This window comes from Clostridium sp., from assembly GCF_016650035.1.
Lineage (GTDB): Bacteria > Bacillota > Clostridia > Clostridiales > Clostridiaceae > Clostridium_AD.
In genome coordinates, this window is record NZ_JAENWM010000146.1 from 1 (window position 1) to 5,344 (window position 5,344).

The following is a 5,344-nucleotide window of genomic DNA, read 5'->3' on the forward strand; positions in this document are numbered from 1 at the left end:
GAATCCCCATAGTAGAGGAAACGCGGCATCGTTCTAAAGCTTGTTTCAGAAATTGAGCAATTTCAGTGACTATCATCATTTAGTATATACTTATGGTGATAGTTTTTGTCGGCTCAACATCTGAATCCAAACCTATTCAAATTACGTCACAAACGAATGTACGATTTTGACTAAAACCTTACATTCGTAAAAACATCATAAAGCGTTGATATATAAAGGCTTATAGTAAATTTAACTAAAGCCTTTTTCTTATTGTGTATTTGAATGTATTGTTTTATGAGATATATTATAAAAATAGCACATTGATTTTGTGACCTCTAGGACACTTTTTAACCTAAATCATTACATTTATGGGGATATGCTTTTCTTAGCGTACGAAATATCATTTTTGTGTACGCTACCCCGACAAGAGGTAAAGGCAAAAGAATATAATATACCAAGGGAATGTGTTTATATAGAGAAGGTTAGTGGTAAGAACGTAACAGAAAGACCGGTGTTAACTAATCTAATGGCATCAATAAAAAACGGTGATAAGCTTATTGTAGATAGCATAAGTAGGTTCGCTCGTAACACTAAAGATCTGTTGGAACTTGTAGAACAATCAAATAGTAAGGGCATTATATTTATATCATTAAAGGAAGCCATAGATACTACAACCCCTACTGGAGTATTCATGCTCACAGTATTTGGAGCAGTTGCACAACTTGAACGTGACTACCTAAAAGATAGACAGATGGAAGGCATTTCAATTGCAGTAACAGAAGGAAAATATAAAGGACGTAAATCTATTGAAGTACCGAGGTTATGGGATAAGTATTACAATATGTACAAGGAAAACACTATAAAAGCGATTGATGTTATGAAAATATTGGAATTAAAGAAAACTACATTTTATAAATTAATTAATCAATATAAAGAGAGCAATTAATACGGAGCTGCTGCAAGCACTTGAAATTTAGGACATCATTTATAATACATTGAACGTAACAAGTCAACACGTTATGTTACATTCAAATTGAAAAAAATAAGGAGTGAGCAATACACCCAATCTGAAAGTAACACAATTACCATTGTGTTACTTTCAGAATATAAATGTGCACTTAATAAAAAGCCGCTATTATCAAAAACATATTAACATAAACTAACTATTATGATAATATTAACATATAATTAGAGAAATAAAATACAATATAAGATCGTAATTACACGAAAATGGATAGAAAATGATGACTCAATTTAAGGTGATGGTGAATATTAATTATGAAATTCTATAAATTAAAGTTATCTATTAATTTCATAAATTTTAGTCTGTATTTATCAAATAAAAACGCAGTTTTTGTGAAAGAAAGGTTTTTTTATGAGTAATTTTTATATTTTAGCAATTGTTACAGCTTTAATTTCTGCTGTATTTACACCTTTAGTTAAAAAATTAGCAATAAGGGTTAATGCCATTGATATCCCTAAAGATACAAGAAGAGTTCATACAAAACCTGTACCAGTTATGGGTGGTCTCGCTATATACATAGCTTTTGTTTTAGGAGTAATTTTATATAATGGAATTTTAACGCCATCTCAAACGGGGATAATCATTGGTGCGACTATAATTGTAATTGGCGGAATTATAGATGATATTAAAGATTTAAGACCTAGATATAAACTCCTTATACAAATTATAGCGGCTATATGTTTATTGTTGTCAGGTACAAGAATATCAATGATAACCAATCCTTTTAGGGGTTTTTATCCTTTTATAAGTATGGGATGGATTAACATACCAGTGACTATAATATGGATTGTAGGTGTTACTAATGCATTTAACTTAATTGATGGATTAGATGGTTTAGCGGCAGGCATAGCATTCATATCATGTGTTACTTTAATGATAGTTTCTATACTTAGCGGAAGACTTGAACCTGCATTTCTAACAGCAGTTTTAAGTGGCGCGATTTTAGGCTTTTTACCATATAATTTTAATCCGGCATCTATATTTATGGGAGATACTGGATCTCAATTATTAGGGTTTCTTTTAGCGGCTATTTCAATAGGTACTGCAATTAAATCTGTGACGGCTTTTGTAATTGCAGTACCTATTTTAGCGTTTGCATTACCTATTTACGATACACTTTTTGCCATGATAAGACGAAAGGTTCATGGAAAACCTATTATGCAAGCAGATAAAGGACATTTGCATCATAGACTCTTAGCTATGGGACTCAGCCAAAAACAAGCAGTTGTTATCATGTATTTTATAAGTGCTCTTCTAGGTGGAATTGCTATCATAGCTATGCAAATGAGTACGCAAAAGGCATACTCTTTATTAGCATGGGTAGGGGTTATTACTGTTTTAGTAGCTTGGAAATTTGGTATATTCGAAAAAAAGGATTAGGTTATATATTATTGTAAGGGTAGTGCTCGCTAAGCCAGTTATTTACAATTGGGAAAACCGAGTAATAGCCTCAAAGTGAAAGTAACTCAATTGGTATTGTGTTACTTTCAAAATATCAATATATATTGTTTTTAACTAAAGGAATAAACAAATAAGGCGTAAATAAAAAAGTAAATTAAAAAATTGCAAATCAATTAACTTGCGATTTCTAATTTACTTTTATGTTATTATAAACATTTTTTATAAAATTTCTGTTTTCTTTCTAGTATCTACAAAAATCATTGCAGATAAAATAATACATATAGCTGAAACCGTATATCCCGTAGATCCAACCGCACCTCCAAACAGTAACCCTATCGTACCTAAAAAAAGAAAAAATATGTCTACAAATTTCATCTTTTTCACTCAAAACATCTCCTCTTTATTTTATAGATTAAACTTATTATTACTTTTAGTATATTCCCATTTGTAATATTATACAATGAATGCTCTTAAATGTTATATCGCTTTATAATATAAGCTTGCTTGTTAAAATTCAAAGTATGCTTTACATATTGACAAGCATATGCTACTATTAAATTACTGGAGATGATAATTTGAATCCAAATATACAACTAAAAAACCGATTAAAGGTTGCACGAGCTGAAAAAAATTTATCTCAGGAAGAATTGGCTATACTTGCAGGTGTAACCAGACAGACAATTAGTTCTATCGAAACAGGTCAATATTGTCCTTCTGCAAAGGTGGCATTAATCCTTTCTAATAAACTTAATAAAAAATTTGAAGATTTATTTTATTTTGAGGAGGTTGAAAACAATGATTAATAAGGTAGTAGAAAAAGATGAAAGAACAACATCTGTTGAAAATGCTAGTTACAAAATTGGATTTCATTTTATCATATACGCAATATTTCTTGATGTTGTGTACAGGAGCATAAGGTTCCATGAAGGAAGTTTTGATTTAATATTGATAGTTTTGTTAAGTTTATTACCAACAATTATATATCAGTATAAGAAAAAAATTTATCCTAAGAATATGATAAGAAACATTGCATTAATGTCAGTGATTGTAGCTATTTTAGCTTTTTTATTGGCAGTTGTTATGAAAAATTTTTTCAACTAAGAATTTAAAAATAACAACAAATGCCGTGAAATGAATAGATTCGGATTCAGATGTTGAGCCGACAAAAGCTATCACCTTAAGTATATACTTAAACGATGATAGCTACGAAAGTTGCTCAATGTCTGAAACGAGGAGTTGAACGATGCCGCGTTAGCACTGCTATGGCGATTCAATCTTTCACCTCTTTCTGAAATCAGTTTCTAATTTAAAACTATTACTGCAATTTCCATTAATGTATCTATATTGCTCATATTTTTTGATTATTTTATAAAAATAGACGCATTTCCCCCCTCCCCAAAATAAAGACTTTATGCTATTTTATTTGTTCCTCCTGGAGGAGAATAGTTTTGCCGGTCCAACTTCTCCTTTGTAATCATTTTACCTTTTCCACAGCAAGAACAGATATTTATATCAATTCCTGTCAGCTTAAGAAGAAGCTCTGCTGCACTCAACCTAACATCTGAATTTTCACTTTTAATTTGTACTGCATCTGTAAGTTCTTTGCATTTTTGAAGTTTAGTTGATCTGTTTCTATTGCTTAATATTCCATAGTGTCTAATTTTAACAAATTTTCTTGGTAAAACATGCATGAAAAATCTTCTCATAAATTCATCTACCGTAAGTGTCATAAATTTTTCTTTATTATGGTCTCTATAATCTTTCCACTTAAATGTTACATAGCCGTTTTCCAAATTCACAATTCTATGGTTGGATATAGCCACTCGATGAGAGTATCTGCCAAGGTACTCAAGTACGTACTCCGCACTCCCGAAAGGGGGTTTACAGTATACAACCCATTCCTTTTTATATAACTTATCTATGAAGCTATGAAATATATGTTTTTCTGTTAATTCTTGAATTCCAGTAGTATATTTTAGAGCATTACTATGATAAGTTTTTTTAAGATAAAACAAGAATTTACCTCTAAACTTTCTTGATAAAACTTTTACTGGAATAAAAAAATCTTTCTTTGAGTTTATCCATCTTGTACCATCAAAAGTTAATCCACCACTTGGTACTACACAATGTATATGAGGATGATTCATAAGATTTTGACCAAAAGTGTGAAGGATACTCATAAAACCAATTTCCGCTCCTAAATATTTTTTATCTCTTGATAGTTCGAGTAGAGTTTCAGAAACAGAGTTAAATAGTATAGAATACATTTCCTTTTGGTTTGTAAGTGTTATAAAGTTAAGTTCTTGTGGTATAGTAAAAACAACATGAAAATACCCTACGGGTAATAAATCTTCTTTTCTTTTTTCAAGCCACCTTTCCTTAGCTAAAGTTTGACATTTAGGACAATGCCTATCTCGACAAGAATTATAAGAAATCCTCGTATGACCACATTCATTGCACTCATCTACATGTCCTCCAAGTTCTGCTGTTCTACAAGCTTCAATGGAAATCATAGTTTTTAATATATGTAACGGCAGCTTATGATTTCTCCTATATTCATCACCATATTTATCAAATATATCTTGAATCTCAATCATTATGTTCGTCTTTTTTGTCTAAAAGTATATCCAGTGGACTCTTTATATTAAGCAAATCCATTCTCCTAAGATGTAAATAGATAGTTGTAGTAGTTATTTGGGCATGTCCTAATAGCCTTTGAATATAACATATATCTGTACCGTCTTCCAATAAATGGGTAGCGAAGCTATGTCGAAGCAAATCCAAACGTTTGGATTTTTTGAGTTATCCAAACCTTTTTAAAATCCAAACCTTTTTAAACAAGTACCTGATTTTACTAGATTAGGACTAAAAAAGGTTTGGATTTTATTTTATTGTGCATAATTATCCTATAACACATTTAAGGAGGTCATACCATGC

Annotated in this window: 7 protein-coding genes; 4 read left to right on the forward strand and 3 right to left on the reverse strand. The window is 30.7% G+C overall.

Annotation, left to right across the window (positions count from 1 at the left end; genetic code table 11):
* The first annotated feature begins 388 nt into the window (after positions 1–388).
* Positions 389–928, forward strand: coding sequence for a recombinase family protein (locus tag JJD95_RS19500; RefSeq protein ID WP_291645081.1), 540 nt, complete (start codon positions 389–391; stop codon positions 926–928).
* A 429-nt stretch (positions 929–1,357) separates the two neighbouring features.
* Entirely contained in the window at positions 1,358–2,386 is a 1,029-nt protein-coding gene (locus JJD95_RS19505; protein ID WP_291645083.1) for a glycosyltransferase family 4 protein, read from the forward strand.
* Positions 2,387–2,626: 240 nt separating this feature from the next.
* Here the strand turns inward: JJD95_RS19505 and JJD95_RS19510 are convergent, their stop codons facing one another.
* Complete coding sequence (locus JJD95_RS19510; RefSeq protein WP_291645085.1) at positions 2,627–2,791, reverse strand: hypothetical protein; 165 nt, start codon at positions 2,789–2,791, stop codon at positions 2,627–2,629.
* Positions 2,792–2,982: 191 nt separating this feature from the next.
* On the opposite strand from JJD95_RS19510, the gene JJD95_RS19515 reads away from it, so the two are divergent.
* On the forward strand, positions 2,983–3,210 hold the full coding sequence (locus JJD95_RS19515; RefSeq protein ID WP_291645087.1) for a helix-turn-helix transcriptional regulator: 228 nt from the start codon (positions 2,983–2,985) through the stop codon (positions 3,208–3,210).
* On the forward strand, positions 3,203–3,508 hold the full coding sequence (locus tag JJD95_RS19520; RefSeq protein ID WP_291645089.1) for a hypothetical protein: 306 nt from the start codon (positions 3,203–3,205) through the stop codon (positions 3,506–3,508). The genes JJD95_RS19515 and JJD95_RS19520 overlap by 8 nt, the downstream gene beginning before the upstream one ends.
* A gap of 308 nt (positions 3,509–3,816) precedes the next feature.
* Here JJD95_RS19520 and JJD95_RS19525 read toward each other — a convergent pair whose 3' ends face one another.
* Complete coding sequence (locus JJD95_RS19525) at positions 3,817–5,004, reverse strand: IS91 family transposase (protein WP_291645091.1); 1,188 nt, start codon at positions 5,002–5,004, stop codon at positions 3,817–3,819.
* The gene (locus JJD95_RS19530) at positions 4,997–5,191 is read right to left on the reverse strand and encodes a tyrosine-type recombinase/integrase (protein ID WP_367114857.1); all 195 of its coding nucleotides are present in this window, start codon (positions 5,189–5,191) and stop codon (positions 4,997–4,999) included. The genes JJD95_RS19525 and JJD95_RS19530 overlap by 8 nt, the downstream gene beginning before the upstream one ends.
* Positions 5,192–5,344: the final 153 nt, after the last annotated feature.

What these genes read in the sequence shown, in the direction of transcription:
- JJD95_RS19505 (WP_291645083.1), top strand. Translation starts at nt 1,358, where the DNA reads ATGAGTAATTTTTATATTTTAGCAATTGTTACAGCTTTAATTTCTGCT.
- JJD95_RS19520 (WP_291645089.1), top strand. Translation starts at nt 3,203, where the DNA reads ATGATTAATAAGGTAGTAGAAAAAGATGAAAGAACAACATCTGTTGAA.
- JJD95_RS19525 (WP_291645091.1), bottom strand. Translation starts at nt 5,004, where the DNA reads ATGATTGAGATTCAAGATATATTTGATAAATATGGTGATGAATATAGG.